At 71.1% G+C, this 16,874-nt stretch carries 19 protein-coding genes and 3 pseudogenes; 6 read left to right on the plus strand and 16 right to left on the minus strand.

Going from position 1 to position 16,874, the window contains the following annotated elements:
* Together IH61_RS0130550 and IH61_RS41730 are read right to left on the minus strand one after the other, a co-directional pair.
* Positions 1-705, minus strand: a pseudogene (locus IH61_RS0130550) (alpha/beta hydrolase); the annotation flags it as partial.
* Between the two features lie 199 nt (positions 706-904).
* Positions 905-1,438 (minus strand): winged helix-turn-helix transcriptional regulator, encoded by a 534-nt coding sequence (locus tag IH61_RS41730; protein ID WP_031075753.1) that lies wholly within the window; start codon positions 1,436-1,438, stop codon positions 905-907.
* Between the two features lie 118 nt (positions 1,439-1,556).
* On the opposite strand from IH61_RS41730, the gene IH61_RS0130560 reads away from it, so the two are divergent.
* Positions 1,557-1,916 carry a nuclear transport factor 2 family protein gene (locus IH61_RS0130560; RefSeq protein ID WP_031075755.1) on the plus strand — a complete coding sequence of 120 codons (360 nt, stop codon included), beginning with the start codon at positions 1,557-1,559 and terminating at the stop codon, positions 1,914-1,916.
* A 56-nt stretch (positions 1,917-1,972) separates the two neighbouring features.
* Positions 1,973-2,815 (plus strand): SDR family NAD(P)-dependent oxidoreductase, encoded by an 843-nt coding sequence (locus IH61_RS0130565; RefSeq protein WP_031075756.1) that lies wholly within the window; start codon positions 1,973-1,975, stop codon positions 2,813-2,815.
* Here the strand turns inward: IH61_RS0130565 and IH61_RS49055 are convergent.
* The 9 genes and pseudogenes from IH61_RS49055 to IH61_RS0130605 all read right to left on the minus strand — a co-directional run bounded on the left by IH61_RS49055 (position 2,719) and on the right by IH61_RS0130605 (position 9,526).
* Entirely contained in the window at positions 2,719-3,132 is a 414-nt protein-coding gene (locus IH61_RS49055) for a Scr1 family TA system antitoxin-like transcriptional regulator (protein ID WP_234327406.1), read from the minus strand. The two genes, IH61_RS0130565 and IH61_RS49055, sit on opposite strands and share 97 nt — an antisense overlap.
* Positions 3,054-3,365 (minus strand): annotated as a pseudogene (locus tag IH61_RS49060) (DUF6879 family protein); the annotation flags it as partial. The pseudogene IH61_RS49060 and the gene IH61_RS49055, both read right to left, overlap by 79 nt.
* Positions 3,366-3,729: 364 nt before the next feature.
* On the minus strand, positions 3,730-4,200 hold the full coding sequence (locus IH61_RS0130575; RefSeq protein ID WP_031075758.1) for a tetratricopeptide repeat protein: 471 nt from the start codon (positions 4,198-4,200) through the stop codon (positions 3,730-3,732).
* Positions 4,127-4,888 carry a hypothetical protein gene (locus IH61_RS0130580; protein ID WP_031075760.1) on the minus strand — a complete coding sequence of 254 codons (762 nt, stop codon included), beginning with the start codon at positions 4,886-4,888 and terminating at the stop codon, positions 4,127-4,129. The genes IH61_RS0130575 and IH61_RS0130580 overlap by 74 nt, the downstream gene beginning before the upstream one ends.
* 363 nt (positions 4,889-5,251) lie before the next feature.
* Complete coding sequence (locus IH61_RS43380; RefSeq protein WP_158845434.1) at positions 5,252-6,640, minus strand: serine/threonine-protein kinase; 1,389 nt, start codon at positions 6,638-6,640, stop codon at positions 5,252-5,254.
* A 278-nt stretch (positions 6,641-6,918) separates the two neighbouring features.
* The gene (locus tag IH61_RS0130590; RefSeq protein WP_234327407.1) at positions 6,919-7,518 is read right to left on the minus strand and encodes a hypothetical protein; all 600 of its coding nucleotides are present in this window, start codon (positions 7,516-7,518) and stop codon (positions 6,919-6,921) included.
* Between the two features lie 137 nt (positions 7,519-7,655).
* A complete protein-coding gene (locus IH61_RS41745; RefSeq protein WP_051838379.1) occupies positions 7,656-7,928 on the minus strand; it encodes a lactococcin 972 family bacteriocin in 273 nt (90 codons plus the stop codon).
* A gap of 415 nt (positions 7,929-8,343) precedes the next feature.
* Positions 8,344-8,526, minus strand: a complete 183-nt coding sequence (gene dmpI / locus IH61_RS0130600) for a 4-oxalocrotonate tautomerase DmpI (protein ID WP_031075768.1) — start codon at positions 8,524-8,526, stop codon at positions 8,344-8,346.
* 100 nt (positions 8,527-8,626) lie between these two features.
* On the minus strand, positions 8,627-9,526 hold the full coding sequence (locus IH61_RS0130605) for a LysR family transcriptional regulator (RefSeq protein ID WP_031075770.1): 900 nt from the start codon (positions 9,524-9,526) through the stop codon (positions 8,627-8,629).
* Positions 9,527-9,815: 289 nt separating this feature from the next.
* Between IH61_RS0130605 and IH61_RS49070 the strand changes: the two are divergent.
* A pseudogene (locus IH61_RS49070) lies at positions 9,816-9,911 on the plus strand (GNAT family N-acetyltransferase); the annotation flags it as partial.
* Between the two features lie 148 nt (positions 9,912-10,059).
* Here the strand turns inward: IH61_RS49070 and IH61_RS0130610 are convergent.
* From IH61_RS0130610 to IH61_RS0130620, 3 genes are all read right to left on the minus strand, one after another.
* Entirely contained in the window at positions 10,060-10,836 is a 777-nt protein-coding gene (locus IH61_RS0130610) for a MerR family transcriptional regulator (RefSeq protein WP_031075772.1), read from the minus strand.
* A gap of 98 nt (positions 10,837-10,934) precedes the next feature.
* On the minus strand, positions 10,935-12,026 hold the full coding sequence (locus tag IH61_RS0130615) for a serine hydrolase domain-containing protein (protein WP_031075774.1): 1,092 nt from the start codon (positions 12,024-12,026) through the stop codon (positions 10,935-10,937).
* 151 nt (positions 12,027-12,177) lie between these two features.
* Positions 12,178-12,813 carry a dihydrofolate reductase family protein gene (locus IH61_RS0130620; RefSeq protein WP_031075776.1) on the minus strand — a complete coding sequence of 212 codons (636 nt, stop codon included), beginning with the start codon at positions 12,811-12,813 and terminating at the stop codon, positions 12,178-12,180.
* A 339-nt stretch (positions 12,814-13,152) separates the two neighbouring features.
* Between IH61_RS0130620 and IH61_RS0130625 the strand changes: the two genes are divergently transcribed.
* On the plus strand, positions 13,153-13,602 hold the full coding sequence (locus IH61_RS0130625; RefSeq protein WP_031075777.1) for a nitroreductase family deazaflavin-dependent oxidoreductase: 450 nt from the start codon (positions 13,153-13,155) through the stop codon (positions 13,600-13,602).
* Between the two features lie 55 nt (positions 13,603-13,657).
* On the opposite strand, the gene IH61_RS0130630 is transcribed toward IH61_RS0130625, so the two are convergent.
* Positions 13,658-13,999: a transcriptional regulator gene (locus tag IH61_RS0130630; RefSeq protein WP_031075778.1), complete on the minus strand. Its 342-nt coding sequence runs from the start codon at positions 13,997-13,999 to the stop codon at positions 13,658-13,660.
* A complete protein-coding gene (locus tag IH61_RS43385; RefSeq protein WP_158845437.1) occupies positions 13,996-14,745 on the minus strand; it encodes a hypothetical protein in 750 nt (249 codons plus the stop codon). Before IH61_RS43385 ends, IH61_RS0130630 begins: the two co-directional genes overlap by 4 nt.
* A 97-nt stretch (positions 14,746-14,842) precedes the next feature.
* On the opposite strand from IH61_RS43385, the gene IH61_RS0130640 reads away from it, so the two are divergent.
* The gene (locus IH61_RS0130640) at positions 14,843-15,301 is read left to right on the plus strand and encodes a MarR family winged helix-turn-helix transcriptional regulator (protein WP_234327408.1); all 459 of its coding nucleotides are present in this window, start codon (positions 14,843-14,845) and stop codon (positions 15,299-15,301) included.
* Positions 15,298-16,797, plus strand: coding sequence for an MFS transporter (locus IH61_RS0130645; protein WP_031075781.1), 1,500 nt, complete (start codon positions 15,298-15,300; stop codon positions 16,795-16,797). The genes IH61_RS0130640 and IH61_RS0130645 overlap by 4 nt, the downstream gene beginning before the upstream one ends.
* Positions 16,798-16,874 lie beyond the last annotated feature (77 nt).

Genomic DNA, 16,874 nt, shown 5'->3' on the forward strand with positions numbered 1-16,874 from the left:
GCGCCACGCGGTATTGCCGTGCGTCAACTGGTCGATCACGAAGGACACGTCCGTCGCGCGGCTGGCGGTTTCGAAGTTGAAGTCGATCTGCTCCGGGTGGTCGCAGATCGCGCAAGGCGGCGTCCGACCGTTCGCCAGCGTCTCGCCGGTGTCCTCGTAGGTGTGGCCGACGAGCGCGACGACGTAGCCGTGGCTGGCCAGGTCGGTCGCGAGCGAGGTGAGCGTCATGCGGGGGTTCTCGGCCGCGGCCGAGAGGACCACCAGCGGGTACTTGCCGTGCTGCGGCCGTGCGCCGTCGAAGGCGTGGGTGGTGACGCTGGAAAGGGTCTGCGGGGTGATGCCGGAGCTCGCCGGTATCTTCGCGTGATCGAGGATTCCGGCTGCCTCGCCGAGGGTCATGTAGGGGGCGGGAGTTCCGGTCCCGGCGACGGCCGGGTAGATCATCGTGACGGCCAGCTGGCGGGGGCCGGACGACGGCACCCACGGGTCGATCCGGTTCGTGTCGGTGAGGTGGATGATCTCCTCACCTGCGGCGTAGGGCCCGGTCGGCGCGGGGAGCACGCCCTGGAAGGCCCGCGCGGGCGCGGCGGCCGTGGCCGGTGCGGCCACCGGCGTGGTCGTGGCGGCGAACCCGGTGCCGGTTCCGGCGATGACGGCGGCGAGCGCCAGGGCTGCGACGGCGCTGATTCGGCGGTTGCGATTCATGAGGGTGACGCTAGGTTCTGCGGCCCCTGCATCGAATCAACCCACGGTCCGGTGTCGTCCGTAGCCCCCGCGAGCTACCGGAGTCATACGCCGGGACTACGTCGTGCGGCTCCCTTTGCCGCCAGCCACAACGGCCGTCCACCGTACGCCCCCTGACGAACCGCCCGCCCCCCGACAGGCCCGGGGGCGGGCGGAGCGCTTACGGGCTGCCCGGCTCAGAGCCGGCGCTTCGCGATCGCCGCTGCCGATCGAGTTCGGCGTAGCGCGCGCGCATCGCCGCGCTGGCCGCCGGGCCGGCGCTGAACACGTACGCGTCATGGTCGTCGAGGCGCTTCCCGGTGCGGGCGTCGACCACGACCGGTTCCGCTTCCTCGCCGGTCTCGGCGTCGACGAGGATCATGGACCGCTCTTGCGGGGCCAGGTGCCGGTTTCCCCAGGCGGCCAGGGCGACGATCACGGGGCGCAGGGAGTGCCCGCGCTCGGTGAGGACGTACTCGTGGCGGACCGGGTTCGTCCGGTAGGGCCGCCGCTCCAGCAGGCCGTCGGCGACCAGGGTCTTCAACCGTGCCGTGAGCATGCTGGTGGAGATGCCCAGGCTCTGCTGGAACTGGTCGAAGCGCGTGTAGCCGTCGAAGGCGTCGTGGAGGATCAGCAGCGTCCACCACTCGCCGACGTGCTGGACCGTGGTCGACAGTGGGCACTCGCGATCCTCCAGCCGGATCCGGCTCGGCATGGCACCCTCCCTAGTTACTGCTAAAGTGAAAGTTACTGGCTTCTATTCTAGCAGTCGCCAGGGGCGTGCCCTTCCTGCGGCCCGGCCCGCCGGCATCCATCGCATCTGTGAGGCACCCATGACCGAACGCACCGACCCCGTCGAGGTCGCCGACCTGCCGGAGGTCGTCACCCGCTACCTACGGGCCCACGACGCGAAGGACGTCGCCACCGCCGTGGCGACGTTCGCGCCCGAGGCCACCGTCACCGACGACGGCCGTACCTACCACGGCGCGGCCGCCATCCGCGGCTGGCTGGAGCAGAGCAGCACCCAGTTCACCTACACCGCCACGCTCGTCGGAGCCGAGCGCCATGGTCCCGACCGGTACACCGCGGTCCAGCACCTCGAAGGCGACTTCCCCGGCGGGCAGGTCGACCTGCGCTACCGCTTCGTCCTCGACGAGCAGAGCCGGATCAGCGAGCTCGTCATCGCCCCCTGACGACCCCGGCCCGTCACGGAGTCCGTCGCGCCGCCACCCAAGGATCGCGAGGAAGAATGAAGACCTGGTTCATCACCGGCGGCACTCCAGGCGGCTTCGGCCCGGCCTACGCCGAGGTCGCACTGGAGCACGGCGACAACGTCGCCCTGACCGCCCGCCGCCCGCACCTGCTCGACGCCTGGGCCGCCCGCCACGGCGACAGGGCACTCGTCCTCCCGCTCGACGTCACCGACACGAGGCAGATCCACGATGCCGTCCGCGCCGCCGAGGAACGCTTCGGAGGCATCGACGTCCTGGTCAACAACGCGGGCCGGGGCTGGTACGGCTCCGTCGAAGGCACGGCCGACACCGACCTCCGGCACTCCTTCGAACTGAACTTCTTCTCCGTCACCGCACTCCTGCGCGCAGTCCTGCCGGGCATGCGAGCCCGTGGCGCCGGATGGATCATCAACATGTCCTCGGTCGCCGGCCTGCGGGGCGTGCCCGGCTTCGGCTACTACAGCGCCGCGAAGTTCGCCGTCGAGGGCCTCACCGAGGTGCTGCGGCACGAAATAGCCCCCTTCGGCATCAACGTCCTGGCCGTCGAACCCGGCGCCTTCCGCACCCGCGCGTACTCCGCCTTCGCCGACGAACCCGTGTCCGAGACAGTCGACGCCTACCTCCCGCTCGTCGAGTCGGTCCGCGCCTCCATGGTCGACCAGGACGGCCGCCAGCCCGGCGACCCCCACCGAGGAGTACGCGCCGTCGTCAGCGCCATGGAACAGGACACCCCTCCCCACCGCCTGGTCCTCGGCGCATCCGGCTACGACACCGTCCACGACCACCTGGAACACATGCTCGAAGAGCTCCGCGCCCACGAAACCAGGTCCCGCAGCGCGGACTTCCCTCCCCTGCCGTAACTCCCTCCTGCTCCACCGCACCGCCTCTCCGGCCTCCGCCGGCGCTCCCCGAAGCCTTCGAATATCCAGAAGCCCTCGACCGGCCACATCGCCCGCTGCGTGTCCTGACCGATGATGCCGAGGCTAACCCTCGGCAGCTTGGACACCTCCAGCAGATGCGCGAGTTGCTCGCGCATCGCCCCAACACCCGCCACCCGACTCCGCAGAGCCGCCTCCTCCAGTACGAACGCAAACGTGTGATCACCACGCTTCCGTCGAAGACCCAGAAGTCGTTCCCGGGAAGCGCGAGATCCGTCGTTCGCCGCCTCGGCAACCACCGGACCTGCTCCCCTGCCGCCTCGTTGTGCGGGCTGGTGGCCTCGTACTCGAACCGCGTGTACTCACTCAACGGCTCCGAGACCACACGAGCCCGCCTGACCTCCACCCCACGACTGACCGTCGAGCGAACGAGGTTCCGCCACCAAACGCTCTCCTCGTCCTCGATCACCAGCCGACCGTCCTGCTGTCAGAGCTGGAACGCCGGATCGTCGAGCATGTAGCCGTCCCGCATCTCCAGGTGCACCGCGGATTGCCGCGCGCCACGCAGCAGTTCCTCAAACGTTGCTTCCGACGCCACCGTTCACCCCCGGGAAGAACTGCAGCATGCGCTCGGGGATCTCGACCACCGTCTCGTGCCCCGGGAGCTCCAGCTGAGACAACCGCTTCTCGTCCAGCACCTTCCAGCCCTGGACGAGGTAGTTCCCCGACTCGTCGTCGAAGTACAGGGTCGGCGACCCGTTGTTCCTGCTCGGGGTCCTTGCCGAGCATGTGCAGCGCCATGACGCGCTTCCTCTCCGAAGTGGACGACCACTGAAACTGATCCTCCATCAGGCCACCCGGATCACACATCGAACGTGCGCGAACTTGCGTGGCGGCTAGCTCGGCGCGCCCAGCGCGCGAAAGCCGAAGCTGACGAGGAGCACGCTCTCCCCGGCCCCGAGGGGCGTCCGACCGTGCGGCGTGAACGCCCCATCGAACACGAGGCAGTCTCCCGACACGAGCTCGCACTCGGTATAACCGTCCGGGCCGATCAGGACGGTCGCGCTCCGGTCGACGCGGTCGAGCGCGGCCTGGGTGGATTCGATCAGCTCCATGTCCCCCTTGGCGATCCGAAGCCTGCTCGCTTCCTGCAAGTGGGCTCGGGCCGACGAGAGATCGCCGAGCTCCATGAGGTGCTTGGCCGGGTGCTGAAGCGCGAAGTCGACGAGCTCAGGATGACCGCTTCGCGCGTCATCCAGCGCCTCTCGGTAGTACGACTCCGCCTTCTCCAGCTCACCGGCGTACCGGTGCGCGTCGCCGAGGTTGACCTCGGTGGCAACGACGGCCCGGGTGTTGCCGACGCTCATGGCAAGGTCGAGCGCCTGCCGAAGGAACCCGGATGCGCCGTCGGAGGTAGCGGACCGCCGGCATGCCCTCGTCGTACGCGCGCTGGATGCATGTGCGCTCGTTGGCGCTCAGGTCATCCCGGTCGAGTTCGATCCGGCGGAACCGCAGCAGCTGGTTGTACACGCAGGTCGCGTGGAAAGCCCGGTCGACTTCCCAGTACTGGTTGCGGGCCACCCCCTGGGCAGCACGCCACGCGATCTCGATCTTGGGTGACGTTCTGGAGGAGTAGCCGTCGACGAACACCTGGTTCTGCAGGATGTGAAAGCTGACCGACTGGTGGACTCCCTCGTGCAGGATGTTCTCCGCGAGGAACAGGTGGGACGGCTCCACGCTCACCGTGTTCGGAGGAATGTGGTGCCGCGCCTTCTCGGAGAACACGATGACGAACGGCAGCGCCGGGTCACTGGAGCTGGTCAGCGACGACGAAGACACGCCCGGCTTGAGGTCCGCCCACAGCAGTCCTCGGACGAACTCTCGCACGCGGGCGAAGCCTTCGGGATGGACCGAGGCCAGCCGCTCGAGCGTCTGACTCAATGCGGCTCGGCGCACATCGGTGTGCTCGACGATCGCGTAGTCCGTCAGGTTGATCTCGTCGGCGATCTGCCGAGGCAGCTCGCCGACGAACCAACCGAACTTCGCCCCGGACACGCTCAGGGCCTCGGTGCGGAGGGCGATGACAGAGACCGTCGCGGGTCGGCTCGGCGCCCCGTGCCGAGCCGACCCGCCATGCCGTCGACCCCCCGGCATCAGTTCCGCGCCGAGATCAGATCTCGACGCTCTTGTCGTTGAGCATGGGATGGCCCTTCCTCTCACGCAAAGCCGGCCACCGCACCGCTGCGGCGGCACCGGGAATCCGCTGCCAGGGAGCCCTGGTGGTCCACGACCTGGCGGCATCAACGACGGTACGGAGTAGTGAATCGGCTACTCAACGTGCTTGCGGCTTCTTGCGGAATCTCATCCCAGGGCATCGAGCGCAGTGGTGATCAGCTGCCGGGCCGCCGACACCTACGCCTACGACGAGGGTTGTGAACCCGCCGGCGGCCGTACGTCCGTCGTCAGGTTGCCGTCGTCGCGGGGGTGGACGGTGCAGTAGGCGTAGTGGCCGGCGCCCGAGAGCCAGTCCGCCTTGGTCGGGCCGAGCACCGCGCGGGAGAGGCTCAGCGAGGGGTGGGCGGAGGTGACGGACGTGACGGCCGTGAAGCAGTCGCTGCTCAGGAGGGCCAGGGCGGTGGGCCACTTCGCGGCGAACTCCGGATCGGTGAGGGTGAGCACCTTGACGACCTGCGCCTGGTGCGGGCGCGCGCAGTCGAGCCGCGTCCAGCCGAAGCCCGCGTCCAGGTTCGTGTCCAGGTACGCGTCCGGCGCACCGGTCGGCCTGGTGTAGGAGAGGCACTCGCCGGGCTGCAGCTGCGCCGGGAGTGCGGTGGCGGTCGGGTGGTTGGGCTCCCACCCCGGGGTCACCGAGCTGTCGGAGGTGGCGTACGGCAGGTCGATGACCTTCACGGCGGCCAGGGCGAAGAGGAGTGAGGCCACGCCGCCGAGGGCGGCCCGGCGCGCCCGCTGCTTCCGGACCTGGGCCTTCCTCGGATCGCGGGCCGTGGGAATCTGCCGCACCGTCTTCGGGGCCCTGCGGCCGCCGTGGCGCTCGGCCAGGCGTCGCAACTGCTCCGCCACGGGCGCGGCCTCGGCCGGGCGCTGCGCCGGGTCGGGCCGGAGGAGGTCGGTGATCAGCTGCGCCAGGTCCTTGGGGACGTCCGGGCGGAGCTCCCGCAGCGGCGGGCCTTCGGTGGTCGGCGGCGATCCGGTCAGCAGGGCGTGCAGGGTGCCGCCCAGCGCGTACAGGTCGGCCCGGGCGTCGACGCTGCGGCCCGTGTACTGCTCGGGCGCCATGTAGGCGAGGGTGCCGACGGCCGTGGTGCGGTCGGTGAACCCGGGGTCGTCGACGACCTGCGGGCGCTCGTGGACGAGGCCGAAGTCCAGTAGTTTGACGGCGCCGTCCTCGGTGAGGAAGAGGTTGCTCGGCTTGACGTCCCGGTGCACCAGCCCGGCGGCGTGGGCCACCGTCAGGGCCTGCGCCACCTGCGCGCCCACCTCGGCGGCCCACCCCACGGCGACCGGGCCGTCGCCCCGGCGGGGCTCCAGCGAACGTCCGGCCAGCAGTTCCATGACCAGGTACGACATGTCGTCGACCTCGCCGAAGTCGTGCACCACGACGATCCCCGGGTGCTGGAGCCCGGCGACGGCCCGCGCCTCGCGCAGGAAGCGCTCCCGGGACGTGGCGTCGGTCTCGTGCAGCAGCTTCACCGCCACGCGCCGACCGAGCAACCGGTCCTCGGCGGCCCAGACCTCGCCCATCCCGCCGGCGCCCATCGGACGGTCCATCACGTACCGTTCTGCCACGACCGCGCCGCTCTGCACCGGGCCCGCCTTCCGCTCTTGTGATCATCGGAGAGCGGTCCAGCATAGAGCCCCGGCACCAACCACCGCCGACGCGGCCGGGCGGCCGGGCGGGCCGGCGGAGACATCGGCGATCGAGGTGCCACGGAGTGGGAAGTCGGCCGGGCCGACTTCCCACTTCGGGGCACGGGGCGGGTGGTTGCGCGTCGCCCAGGTGCGGGGACAGCCGGCCGACATCACCCTGACCGCCGTCACCAGCTCGACGCATTGCGGATCACGACCTACAACTGCCGTGACTCTCCGGCCGGCCGCGACCTCCGTGCGAGCAGCGCCCATCCCGTCACGACGACGACCGCCACCACCGCCACGATCCGGACCACCTCCCAGGTGGCCCTGGCGACCGACCCTTGCAGCGTTCCTTCGAACTGCAGCCGCTGCGACGTGTCCACGATCGCGATCAGCGGCACCACCAGCCGGAACACGACCCCGAGAAGACCACCGCGCCGTGCCAGGTTCCCGCACAGACCCAGCAGGGAGCCCAGCAGGCAGGCGGCCACGGACCACACGACCATCTTCGGCAGGACCCCCGCCCAGTCGGTGTGTGTCGTCGCGCCGGACGGATCGCTCAGGTCGGCTCGCAGGAAATCCCCATGATTCAGTTTCACCGCGTAGTAGGCGATCACACCGGCGATCAGGGACGCGGACGCCAGAACTGCGGAACCGGTCTTGGACTTCTGGGCGAGACCGACGAAGAAGGCCAGTGCCGCCCACGTCCATTCGGCGGACAGGACAAGACTCGCCGCGTGTGTTGCCGATCCGTCCGCCGCCCCGGTGACAGGGCCGAGAACCCCGAGGAGCGCACCGGCCGTCAGGGCGGCCACGGGTGCCAGGACATTGGATCGCGAGAAATTCATGGAGCTCGGGGCTTCCTTTCCGATAACGGGGAAAGGTCCCGGTCATTTCTCCGGCGAGCCGAAGGAATGACCGGGACCTCATAGAACTGAAGAGCTAGGGGACTTTAGTACGTTCCCCAGTACACGTTGCACGTGTACGCCCAGCCGGCCGTGGCGTAGGCGTACGACCAGCTGCCCGCGTTCGCGTACCCCTTGTCGTTCGAGGACGCGATGATCGCCGTGGACGAGTGGTACTTACTCGGGTGCGTGTACTGCGAGTAGCACCCCTTGAACCCGCCGTTCGGCTCGGTGCCGTAGTTCCACGTACCGCCGCCGACGTTGACGGTGGACGCGAGGGACGGCGTCTTGGCGGACGGGTCGATGGTGAGGGTCACCATCCCCCACGCCTTGGGGTGCCCCAGCGCAGCTGGCGCCGCCGCCTGGTTCACCCCATGACCAATAGATGACCCTTCGGAGTATCACCAGCGAGGCATGAGCGACAGTTTCTGCCCATACAGACCGTTTTATACCCCGGCCATCCGTCAACCCATCGGTCACGGCAGATGCAGGTTGTGATTTATGGCGGCTGCAGTGGTTGTTGCGTTCCGCCCGGGTGCGGGGGTGGCCGTCGGTGAGCGGGGAAGCAGTGACGCGGCGATCTCGCCATCCGCCCCACCTGCACCGGACCGGTCAACGGCACGGTCCCGCCCGGCGAGATGGGCTCCTTCGACTTCGGGTCCAGCGTCTCCGTGCCGTGACGGCTCGTTGACGCCCGGGGCCGCCACCGGTCGGTGGCGGCCCGCGATGTGGGGGCTACTTGTCGGCGGTGAGGGTGCCGGCGGCGCCCCAGTTCTCGGGCTGGTGCTCCTGGACGAAGACGATCACGCTCTCGGCGGGGACCTCCAGGGCCTCCACGAACGCGTCGGTGACCTTCTTGACCAGCTCGCGCTTCTGCTCGACCGTGCGCGGGCCCTGCTGGATGGTGACGACGGGCATGTTCGGCTCCTCACCGGGTAGTTGTGCCGGTTCCTCCGGCTGGAACCAGTTCACCGCGTGGAGGGGTCCCGCACCCAGAACCGAATCGCTCTGGCAGCGATCACGAATCCTGATCGTCACTGGTCATAGCCGGGTCGCGGCGGCAGGCGTCCAGGAGGAGGCGAGGGACCGGTGCGGAGCGGCGCACGGCGAGGGAGGTCGGCAGGGCCAGCGGGGTGCGGCAGGGCCGGAACGCGATCCGGGTGGTGCTGGTCATCCGGGCGGTGGCGGCGTACAGCACCGTCCAGGTCGGGGTGCCGGTGCCGATCGCGGCCAGGGTGTCCTGGAGGCTGCCCTGCAGGGGGCTCCGGGTCGGCTCGAAGCCGGCCCGCGCGCAGGCGTCCAGGACCAGGTCCACCAGGGCGGGGTGGTTCTGGCGCTCGGTCATCCGCAGGGGCAGTCCGGCGAGGTCCGCGAGGTCGATCTCGGGCCGGTCCGCGAGCGGGTGCCGGGCGGGCAGGGCCACCACCAACTCGTCCTGCCAGACCGGCAGGAAGCGCAGCTCGGGGCTCTGCTCAGCGACGGCGCTGCGGACGAAGGCGGCGTCGAGCCGTCCGTCCGCGAGCCGGGCGAGCCGCTCCCGGACGGGGATGGACTGCATCTCGACCCGGACCTCCGGGGCGCCGCGCTGGTAGGCGTCCAGGATCGCGTCGAGCCGCTCGCCGAGCCCGGTGATGGTGCCGAGCCGCAGAACGGCGGGGGCTGCCAGGTCCGCGGCGAGCGCCCGGGCGGTGGCCTCGGCGGCCAGGACGTCCAGGGCGGCGGGCAGGAAGCGCTCCCCGGCCGGAGTCAGCCGGACGTGCCGGGGCGAGCGGTCGAACAGCTCGACCTTCAACTGCCGCTCCAGCAACCGGACCTGCTGACTCACGGCGGGCTGCCCCAGCATCAGCCGCTCAGCGGCCCGCCCGAAGTGCAACTCCTCCGCGACAGCGACGAAGCAGCGCAACTGGCGCAGCTCCATAGACCTTTTCTCCTCACTCCGCTCGCACAGTCGGCTCCCGTGCCGAGCTACTCGGCTTCGGTCGTGCCCGCCTCGGGAAATCCCCCCGGATTGCCCACCCGTGCCTCCTCGTTGGCCGCGTCTCGGGGCAATCCTATGGACCGCCGGACGGGCGGGCAGACGGTTCCCGGCCTCCCTGCCCCGCCGTCCCCGCTGGTTCGGCGAAGGTCGGATCTCCCTCACGCCCCGGGTCGTGGCCTGACCTCATCCTGTCCGCCCTCGCTGGGAGCGTGAGCTCGCGAGGCGTTCGGACGTCCCGGACGAGGCCCTGACGGCCCTCGCCCTCGACGCCGGTCACCCGCTGCCCGGCGGGACCGTCCGGCACGCGGCGCCGTTCGGCATCTGACCCACCCGCGGTGCGGGGCCCGGCTCGCTCGGGCCCCGCACCGGCTCGCTCGGGCCCCGCACCGGCTCGCTCGGGCCCCGCACCGGCTCGCTCGGGCCCCGCAACGGCTCGCTCGGGCCCCGCAACGGTTCGGGCAGACCGAGGAGCCCTACTGGCGGGGGATGGGGACGCCGGCAGCGCGGAGTTTGGCTTCGGTGAGGGCGGTCAGGCGGGCCGAGACGGGGGCCTGGTCGCCGCGGTGGGTGTTGATGAGGCGGTACTGGGTGGAGGCTCTGGCCCAGGCCCGCTGGCTGGTGGGGGTGCCGAGGAGGGTGGGGTTGGCGAGGTAGTGGTCGGCCATGGCGGTGGCGAGTTCCTCGATCCGGGGGTCGTCCGGGTCCCAGGTCTCGGCTTCTTGGCCGCGCTTGGCCAGGTCGACGAACTCGGGGTCCTGCATTCGGTGTTCGAGTTGGGCGAGGAATCCGTCGAAGCCGTCCGGCACCAGGACGCGGGCGAGGACCAGGGCTTCGCGCTGTGCGGCGACGTAGTCGGGGGCGAAGCCGAGGGCGGGCATGCGGTCCAGGACGGCGCAGGCGCGGTCGGGGAGCAGGGCGCGGTCTCCCTCGGCGAGGCGGTGGAGTTGGTCGAGGCGGGCGGTCAGGTCGGCGATGCGGTCGGTGAGTTGTCGGGCGACGTCGGCGAGGGTGTCGGTGAAGCGGTCGGTGTCGGCGTCGAGCAGGGGCCCGGTCTCGGCCAGCGGGACCCCGGCGGCGGCGAGGGTGCGGACCTGGACGAGCCGCAGCAACTCCTCTGACCCGTACCGGCGGTAGCCGGAAGTGTCGCGCTGCGGCTCCTCGACGAGCCCGAGCCGGTGGTAGTGCCGCACCGTCTTCACCGTGACGCCGGCGAAGGCCGCCGCCTGCCCGATCGTGACCCCGCTCGTCATCCGCTGTGCCTGCTTCGTGTTCGGGCTCGGCCACGGCGCTTCGACGTGGCCGAGCGGGTGGCCTGGCGTACGACCGAAAGCGTAAGGGCCGAGGACGTTCAGCCGGTCGGCTGCCCCGCGCCGAACACCTCGCTGACGAGCCGCTGTTGGGCGGCCTGGAAGGCCGGTGCCAGCGACATGTCGGCGTCGTCCACGTACGTCAGCCCGGCGGTCATGGTCGTACGGCCGTCGGGCGTGCCGTACATGAGCGCCGCCGAGCCGATGGTGGCGCCGTTGTGGTGGTAGACGGTGCCGCCGTCCGGGCCGAGGTCCTGGGCGAACAGGCCGAGGCCGTAGCCGATCGTGGCCTCCGGGGTGCGCATCTCGGCCAGCAGGTCGGCGGGCAGGAGCCTGCCGCCCATGAGTGCGGAGAAGTAGGTGTGCAGGTCCTCGGTGGTGGAGATCATGTCGCCGCCGGCCGCGACCCAGGAGGGGTTGTGGCGGGTGACGTCGACCGTCGTCTCCTGCCCGGCGTCCTCGTAGCGGTAGTAGCCGTGGTTGTGGGGCGCGGGGACCTCCGGCGAGGCACCCGGCGCCACGGTGCCGGTCATCCCCAGCGGCCCCAGGACCAGCCGCTGCAGCTCCTCGGCGAACGACCGGCCGGTGACGCTCTCGATCACCAGCCGGGCCAGCACGTAGTTGGTGTTGGAGTAGCTCCAGCCCTCCCCCGGCGCGAACCGCGCCGGCCTGGACAGCGACAGCCGCACCAGCTCCTCGGGCGGGTAGGTGTGGAACCGCTTCTCCACCCACTCCTTGCCGCGCCAGGGGATGCCAGGCACGATCGTCCCGTCCTCGTACAGCTCGCCGGTGTGGCTGAAGATCCCGCTGGTGTGCTGCAGGAGCATTCGTACGGTGATCCGCCGGTCCAGGCCGAACCCGGGCAGGTGGTCGTCTGCCGGAGCGTCCAGGCCGAGGCGGCCCTCGGCGACCAGCGCGAGCACCGTGGTCGCGACGAAGCTCTTGGTGCTGCTGCCGATCCGGAAGTGCCCGTCGGTCAGCGCCTCGCCGCTGCGGCCGAGTTCGCACGCCCCGGCGCTGCCGACCCACTCGCCCTGCGCGTCGTTCACCCGCAGCTGTACCGCGAGGACGCCGGACTCGACGATCTCCTCGATCGCCTGGCGGAGCTGCGGGCGGTCCTGGTTGACGAACATGGTTGTTGCTCCCTCGGAGACGCTTGGCCCGCGTCGGTGTCGGGCCGTTGCGACGAGCCTCCACCCTGACCCGAGGTCAACCTCAACAGTGATCCGGCTCACATGCGAAGCCGTGGTGCCCCCGCCCGGAGACGGGGGCACCACGGTCTCGTCACTGCTCCGGCCCGCCGTTGCGCAGCAGCTCGTCCATGTCGCCGGTGCCGGGCGTGCCCTCCGCCAGGCCGTACCGGAGGTGGACGGTGCCCTTCGGGGTGGCGGCGGGCGGCTCGAGGAGGGTGAGGTTGGTGGGGACGGCGCCGTCGGCGAAGACCTTCTTGCCGGTGCCGAGGAGGATCGGGTGGACCCAGAGGTCCAGGTGGTCGAACAGCTTCTCGCGCAGGAGGGTCTGGAACAGGTCGAGGCTGCCGACGACCTTCACGTGCTGGTGCCGGTCGCGGATCTCCCGCACCGCGGCGGGCAGGTCCGGGCCGAGGTGCGTGGAGCCCTCCCAGGTGAGGTCGGGCTCGCTGCGGGAGGCCACGTACTTCGGGATGCTGTTGAAGAGCGCGGCGAAGGGGCTGTGCTCGGCCTTCGGCCAGTAGCCGGCGAAGATCTCGTACGTCCGCCGGCCGAGAAGGAGCGCGTCGACGCCCTGGTAGGCGGCGTCGACCTGCGCGCCTGCGGCCTCGTCCAGCAGGGGGACCTGCCAGCCCCCGAAGGGGAAGCCCTCCGGGTCCTCGTCGGGGCCGCCGGGGGCCTGTGCGACGAGGTCGAGGGTGGTGAACAGGGCGACGTGGATTCGGCCCATGGTGTGCTCCCGAGGAGAGTCGGTGGTTGGCCTGTCGGGAAGGTAGACCGGTCGGGACCGCCGAACTCATCGCTGCGCCGCGACCCGGTTTCCCACCTCGATGATCCCTCGATCATCCGTCGGCGACCCCCGGGGAGCGGCTCGGGGCGCGCCGCGTGCCCGGTACGGAAAGCCGCACCGGGCACGCGGGGAACGGCGGTGGGGCGCCGACGGTGAGCGGGGCCCGGTTGGTGCGTCTCCGGCGCGAGCGACGTGACCGGGCCCCGTCAGTGGTCCACGCTAGGCTGCGGGAGCGGGCGGGGAGTCAACGGAAACGCACACGGGAACAGGGTGAACGCGATGGCTCTTGAGGGCGAGTACCAGCCGAGTCCGGCGCAGTGGGTGCGTGAGCAGGTCGAGTTGTACGAGAGCTCGGGCGGCACGAAGGGCACCACGCTCCGGGACACGGGGCTGCCGGTCGTGATCGTCACGATGCGCGGCGCGAAGAGCGGGAAGATCCACAAGGCGCCGGTGATGCGCGTGGAGCACGAGGGCCGCTACGCGGCGGTGGCCTCCAAGGGCGGCCATCCGCAGCACCCGGTCTGGTACTTCAACCTCAAGGCCAACCCGCAGGTGGACCTCCAGGACGGGCCCGAGCGCCGGAGCATGGTCGCCCGCGAGATCAGCGGGGACGAGCGGGCGCAGTGGTGGGAGCGCGCGGTCGCCGCGTTCCCGCCGTACGCCGAGTACCAGGAGAAGACCGACCGCCTGATCCCGGTCTTCGTCCTCGAACCCGAGGACCTGGGCTGAACAGGTGCCGCAGGACCGCCGCCCGGCGGTCCTGCGGCAACTCGTACGACACCTCCTACGCCTCCGAACCGCCCTGCTCGATCTGCTCGATCTGCTCGATGAGCCGCTTGAGCTGGGTGACCTCGTCGCGCAGGGCGCGGCCACCCGCCGGGGTGAGGGAGAGCCAGGTGCGGGCGCGCTTGCCCTCGTAGCCCTTCTCGACGGCGACCAGTCCGGCCTTCTCCAGGACGGCCAGGTGCTGGCTGAGGTTTCCGGCGGTGAGGCCGAGGGCGGTGCGCAGGAAGCCGAACTCGACGCGGCGCGCCTGGTGGGCGACGGTGAGGATGCCGAGGCGGACGCGCTGGTGGACGACGTCGTCGAGGCTGTTGACGGGGTGCCGGCCGGGCTCGATGCTCATCGGGCGTCGCGCCGCCGAAGGGGCCGCTCGGCCAGGGCGAGGCCGAGGGCGCCGACCAGGAGCAGCAGGCCGGGCACGGCCAGCCCGGGCAGGGCCGACCAGGGCGAGGTGGCGGAGATCCCCGCCCAGCCGGTGCCGAACGGCACCAGCACCACGGCCAGGTACGTCACCGCGAGGAGCAGCAGACCCCGGCTGCGTTCCACCCGGGCCAGCACCAGCAGCGGCACCCCGACGGAGGTGGCGCTCCCGGCGAGGCGCTCCAGGAACCGCGTCGCCCCGGAGGCGGGGTCGAGGTGCAGGCCCCAGAGGTCCAGCGAGGCTCCGGGCTCCGGCATGCCGTCGCGCAGGGCCCACAGGGCGGGGGCGGCGCCCAGGCCCACCAGGACGATCCCGGTGACGATGTACGGCCGCACCGGCGTGCCGACTCCCCGGCTGCGGGCGCGGCGGATGTAGAAGACCGCCGTCGCGACGTAGGCGAGCGCCAGCCCGAGGGGCCAGTACAGCGGCGCCCCCTGGCTGACCAGGGCGCAGTCGGCGGCGACCCCGGGCGGGGCCCCCGGGCAGCGAACGTGCTGGATCTCGAAGGTGAGCCGGCCGACCAGGATGCCGCCCAGGGTGAGCACCCCCAGCAGCAGGAGGGGGAACCAGGCACCGCGCTGGGCGGCGCGCACTCGACGGGTCAAGTCGTCGAGCCCGGCGAGGAGTTCGCGAGGGGTGCCCGGAGACGGCACCGATGCATCTGTCATGCCATCAGCTTTGCATCACAAACCAGTTGTGACAAGAGACCTCTCCATCGAGCGAGAGATGTATAAAGCATTCATATAAATCTCGTATGCTTCTCGCATGAGCCGTCAAGACGCTACTCATGGCGCTTCCGCCGCGATCGGTTCGGCCCTCTACGGGCTGGCCACCAGCGCGGTGAGACGCCTTCCGCGCGACATGAGCATCACGTCCGCCGCCACCCTGGCCACCCTGCACAGGACCGGCCCGCGACGCATCACCGATCTGGCCGCGATCGAGGGTGTCACCCAGCCCGCGATGACCGTCCTGGTCCGGGTGTTGGAGGAGTCCGGACTGGTCGAGCGCAGGGGCGACGCCTCCGACAAGCGGGTCACGCTGGTGTCCCTGACCGAGGCCGGCGCGTCGTACGTTCGGACCCGGCGCCGGACGGGCGTCGACGCGTTCGCGCGGCTGATCGGCGAACTCGCCGACGACGAGGTCGAGGCCCTGGTGGCGGCGCTTCCGGCGCTGGCGCACCTGGCAGAGCTCGAAAGCCAGGACCGCGAAGGGCCGAAGCGGTGACGGGGCGCACCCCGGAGCGCTCCGAGGCGCCGCTGCTGGTCCCCGCCCTGATCTTCATCGCCCTGGTCGTGGCGGCGGTCGCCAGCCTCGGTACGCCGCTGATCACCAGTGTGGCGACCACGTTCCACGTCTCGCTCGACAGCGCGCAGTGGACGCTGACCGTCGCACTGCTGAGCGGCGCCGTCGCCACGCCCGTCCTCGGCCGGCTCGGAGCCGGCCCGCACCGGCGGGCCACGATCCTCGCCACGCTGGCGATCGTCGTCGTCGGCAGTGCGCTGACCGTGCTGCCGCTGCCGTTCGCGGGGCTGCTCGTCGGCAGGGCGGCCCAAGGCGTCGGGCTCGGTCTGACGGCGCTGATGATGGGCGTGGCCCGGGACCACCTCCCCGAGGAGCGCAGCACGGCGACGATCGCCCTGATCTCGGTGGTCTCGGTCATCGGCGCCGGCGTCGGCTACCCGCTCACCGCACTGCTCACCGAGATCGGCGGCGTACGGGCCGCCTACGGCTTCGGCCTGCTCGTCACCGCTCTCGCCCTCCTGACCGCGTGGCGTTCCGTGCCCGCGGCTCCCGAGGGGCGCTCCGCCCACGTGAGCGTGGCGGGCGCGCTCGTCCTCGCGGGTGGACTGTTCCTCGTCCTGTTCCTGGCCGGCCAGCGGAGCCTGTGGAGCCGTCACCTCGCCGTGGCGGTGATCCTCGCCGTCCTCGCCGTGCTCCTGCTGTGCGTCTGGACCTTCTCCGAGCTGCGCAGCAGGACGCCCCTGGTCGATGTCCGGGCGGTACGGCACCCGGCGGTCGCCGGAGCGAACATCGCCATGTTCGTCGGCGGGAGCGGCATGTACCTCCTGCTCACGCTCATCACGCGGTACGCGCAGACGCCGCACAGCGCCGGCTACGGCTTCGGGTTGACCACCTTCGTCGCCGGGCTGGTCCTCGTCCCGTTCTCGGTGCTGGGGTTCGTCGCCGGCAGACTCACGCCCCGGATCCGGACGCTGATCGACGCACCCGTGCTCCTGGCCGGCAGCGCCGTCATCGTCGGCGGCGGGTTCGTCCTCTTCGCCACGGCCCGTTCGAACCTGGCCGAACTGCTCGTCGCGATGGGTGTGCTGGGCTTCGGCGTCGGCAGCTTCTCAGCCGCCGTGCCCGGCGTCATTCTGGCCGTCACGCCCAAGAGCGAGACGTCGAGCGCGATGAGCTTCAACTACGTCGTGCGCAGCGTCGGGTACTCCCTGGGCAGCGCGACAGGCGGCCTGTTCCTGGCCACCGGCACCGGCACCGGCACCGGCCACCTCTTCCCGGACGACCACGCCTACACCACCGCCGCACTGGTCGGCATCGCCGCGATGGCACTCACCGCCCTGACCGCCATCACTCTCGCCCGCCGACACCCGCCCGAGACCAACCCCGCCGCGGCGATCGACCCCACCGCGGCCACGGGACACCCCGGTGGCGGTCCGTCTCAGCGCCGGTCACGGCCCGGGGCCCGCAATACCCCTTGATTCCACCGTGGTTGGGTGACGGAGATCGCACGGAAGCTCGGGGGATCGGGCGCGAACGCGCCCCGGTGCGTGGGAAA

Origin of the sequence: Streptomyces sp. NRRL WC-3742 (assembly GCF_000720635.1) — a bacterium.
GTDB lineage: Bacteria > Actinomycetota > Actinomycetes > Streptomycetales > Streptomycetaceae > Kitasatospora.

Coding starts and splice junctions, on each gene's coding strand:
- IH61_RS0130560 (WP_031075755.1), top strand. CDS start 1,557: ATGACCGAACGCACCGACCCCGTCGAGGTCGCCGACCTGCCGGAGGTC.
- dmpI (WP_031075768.1), bottom strand. CDS start 8,526: ATGCCCGTCGTCACCATCCAGCAGGGCCCGCGCACGGTCGAGCAGAAG.
- IH61_RS0130610 (WP_031075772.1), bottom strand. CDS start 10,836: ATGACGAGCGGGGTCACGATCGGGCAGGCGGCGGCCTTCGCCGGCGTC.
- IH61_RS0130620 (WP_031075776.1), bottom strand. CDS start 12,813: ATGGGCCGAATCCACGTCGCCCTGTTCACCACCCTCGACCTCGTCGCA.
- IH61_RS41745 (WP_051838379.1), bottom strand. CDS start 7,928: ATGGTGACCCTCACCATCGACCCGTCCGCCAAGACGCCGTCCCTCGCG.
- IH61_RS0130575 (WP_031075758.1), bottom strand. CDS start 4,200: ATGAGCGTCGGCAACACCCGGGCCGTCGTTGCCACCGAGGTCAACCTC.
- IH61_RS0130625 (WP_031075777.1), top strand. CDS start 13,153: ATGGCTCTTGAGGGCGAGTACCAGCCGAGTCCGGCGCAGTGGGTGCGT.
- IH61_RS41730 (WP_031075753.1), bottom strand. CDS start 1,438: ATGCCGAGCCGGATCCGGCTGGAGGATCGCGAGTGCCCACTGTCGACC.
- IH61_RS43385 (WP_158845437.1), bottom strand. CDS start 14,745: ATGACAGATGCATCGGTGCCGTCTCCGGGCACCCCTCGCGAACTCCTC.
- IH61_RS0130605 (WP_031075770.1), bottom strand. CDS start 9,526: ATGGAGCTGCGCCAGTTGCGCTGCTTCGTCGCTGTCGCGGAGGAGTTG.
- IH61_RS0130630 (WP_031075778.1), bottom strand. CDS start 13,999: ATGAGCATCGAGCCCGGCCGGCACCCCGTCAACAGCCTCGACGACGTC.
- IH61_RS0130640 (WP_234327408.1), top strand. CDS start 14,843: ATGAGCCGTCAAGACGCTACTCATGGCGCTTCCGCCGCGATCGGTTCG.
- IH61_RS0130615 (WP_031075774.1), bottom strand. CDS start 12,026: ATGTTCGTCAACCAGGACCGCCCGCAGCTCCGCCAGGCGATCGAGGAG.
- IH61_RS0130565 (WP_031075756.1), top strand. CDS start 1,973: ATGAAGACCTGGTTCATCACCGGCGGCACTCCAGGCGGCTTCGGCCCG.